1 protein-coding gene is annotated in these 1172 nt (G+C 66.4%); it reads left to right on the top strand.

The features are described from left to right. The first annotated feature begins 204 nt into the window (after positions 1-204). Complete coding sequence (locus IEY55_RS31685; protein WP_189062272.1) at positions 205-1125, top strand: aminoglycoside phosphotransferase family protein; 921 nt, start codon at positions 205-207, stop codon at positions 1123-1125. The last annotated feature ends 47 nt before the right edge of the window (positions 1126-1172 follow it).

Raw genomic sequence — 1172 nt, 5'->3', positions numbered from 1 at the left:
TACGTCATACCTCCTGGTCAGGAACCTACATAACCCCTGAGCCACAAAGTCTGACGCGCGACACATCACCTCCATCAGCGCCTTGTCCTCGACACGGGCCTACGCACGGCTGAGGGGCCTAGCGGACACCGCACGGCCCTTCACCCATCAACCCACAGTCGCGGAGCTGCAAGAACGCATCCGCGACGCGCTCGCCGCAGTCGCGTGACCACCACGCCACGACCCCCTGGTGCACTTCCTGGCCTGGACGCCCTGCAGGAGGTGTGCCGTTGCTTCGGCGTGGACACCACCGGCCCTCGCCTGCTGCACCACCGCTCCAACGCGGTCTATCTCTTGCCCCGCGAGCAGATCGTCGTGCGCATGGCACCCAACACCCCCCTGCGGCGGCAGCGCGCAACCACCGTGATCACCGTGAGCCGCTGGCTGAGCGCATCCCCGGACCCGATCGCGCTGGCACCACTCCCGGGCCACCAACCGGTCATCGGCGAACACGCCGTTGCGACGTTCTGGCCGCACAAGCCCACCAGCGATACGCCCACCCCGAGCGACCTCGCCCGGCTCCTACGCCGGCTCCACGCCCTGCCCCACCCTCCATTCCCTGTCTCCCCGTACCAGCCACTGCACCGTCTCCACGAGGCCCTGACCCTCGACCAAAACCGGTCCCACCCGGCGCTGACCCATGAGGACCAGGCATGGCTTCGCGATCGCACCCACGCCCTCGTGGAGACCGTCGCTACCACGGACTTCCCTCTCGGCACCGGTCTCGTTCATGGCGACGCCCACCCCGAAAACCTGCTCCACGATGGCACCAGATGGGTCCTCATCGACTGGGACCAGGCGTGCCTGGGCCCCCGCGAACTCGACCTCGTCCTCGGCCTACCAGACCACTTCCACGAACCCGAACATGACAGGAGGAAGTTCCTCAACGCCTACGGATACGACCTCACCCAATGGCCACAATGGACACTCCTACGTGACCTCTCCGAACTCCACTCCCTCGCCTCCTACATCCGCCTCGCACCCAGCAAACCCGCCGCCGCACACGAACTCGACACACGAATCCGATCGCTGAGGACCGGCGACACCACCACCCAGTGGCGGTCGATCTCGGGACTGTCTGATTAGCGGTGGATCGCCTGGAGATGGCAGGTTGGCTCGACTGACCTGCCAGG

The organism is Longimycelium tulufanense (assembly GCF_014645795.1).
Classification (GTDB): Bacteria; Actinomycetota; Actinomycetes; order Mycobacteriales; family Pseudonocardiaceae; genus Longimycelium; species Longimycelium tulufanense.
The sequence above is the reverse complement of the archived record's forward strand: the minus strand, read 5'-3'. Positions and strand labels throughout refer to the sequence as shown.